A 1313-nucleotide genomic window follows, 5' to 3' on the forward strand; every position below is an offset into this window, starting at 1 on the left:
GTGACCCGTCCTGAAATAGGTTGTCACTTTTTCGATGCATTGAAGGAGTGGCAAATGGAGCAAGGGTTTAAGCGGACGCAGCGGGACTACAGCCTGGCTTTTAAGCTATCGGTGGTGGAGCAAGTCGAAAAGGGCGAGCTGACCTACAGGGAGGCGCAGCGGCGATACGGAATTCAGGGTCGCTCGACAGTACTGGTATGGTTACGCAAGCACGGCTTGCAGGATTGGGCCGATCCATCCGGGCGTGCTCAATCGGGTTCCACCATGTCAAAACAAGATTCAAAGCCGCTCACGCCGGAGCAGCGCATCAAGGAGTTGGAGACGCAATTGCGAGAAGCGCAGGAAAAGGCTGCGCTATTCGAGGCGGTGCTCGACGTGATGCGCAAGGACTACGGAATCACCGTAAAAAAGCCTTCGGGCAGGTCGTTGCGCAAAAGCGGATCGAAAAGCTAAGCGTTGAGCGAGCCTGCCGACACATGGGTATCAGCCGCCAGGCATATTACAAGCGCATCCAAAGTGAGGTGCGTCGCTGCTCACAGGCCGAGGCCGTGACAGCGCTGGTGCGCGATGTCCGGTTGCGTCAGCCCCGAATCGGGACCCGAAAATTGCACTATCTACTCGGACCAACGCTGGTCGAGCGAGGCATCAAGCTGGGGCGGGACCGAATGTTCGAGATGCTGCGCCGCGCGCGTCTGCTCGTAGTGGCCCACCGGGCGTACCACAAGACAACGCAAAGTCATCATCGCTTCCGGCGCCATCCGAATCTGCTTAAGCCGGGGCCGCAGCAGGTCGTGCCAACTGGCCCCGAACAGGTATGGGTGGCCGACATCACGTACTTACCGACGGCCGGTCCGTTTGTCTATTTGAGTCTCATCACGGACGCGTTTTCACGCAAGATTGTCGGTCATCACGTTCACGATAGCCTGCAAACTGAACAGGTCAGTCAGGCGCTCCAAAAAGCGCTGCGCAAACGCCGAAGTCGCCAACCACTGATACATCATTCTGATCGGGGCATCCAATACTGCTCGACCTACTATCAGGAGATCCACCGACGCCACGGCTTGCGCTGCTCGATGACTGACGGCTACGACTGTTATCAGAACGCGCTGGCCGAACGGGTCAACGGCATCCTTAAAGACGAGTTCCTCTTGCAGCGTCCTGTTGATCTTGAGCAGGCTGCCAAGATGGTCGAGCAATCCGTGCACATCTACAACCACGAGCGGCCACATACTGCCCTGAAATACAAAACGCCCGATGCGGTGCATCGGGCGTTTTAACCTGAAATAACTGTCAACCTATTTCAGGACTTGACA

The 1313-nt window shown here is 56.9% G+C and carries 1 protein-coding gene; it reads left to right on the plus strand.

All coding sequences use genetic code 11. The features are described from left to right. Positions 1-54 precede the first annotated feature (54 nt). A protein-coding gene (locus PCO31010_RS26485; RefSeq protein WP_150666871.1) for an IS3 family transposase occupies positions 55-1277 on the plus strand; the annotation gives its coding sequence in 2 pieces (ribosomal slippage) (positions 55-420 and positions 423-1277; 1221 coding nt in all). Positions 1278-1313 lie beyond the last annotated feature (36 nt).

Source organism: Pandoraea commovens (genome assembly GCF_902459615.1).
GTDB lineage: Bacteria > Pseudomonadota > Gammaproteobacteria > Burkholderiales > Burkholderiaceae > Pandoraea > Pandoraea commovens.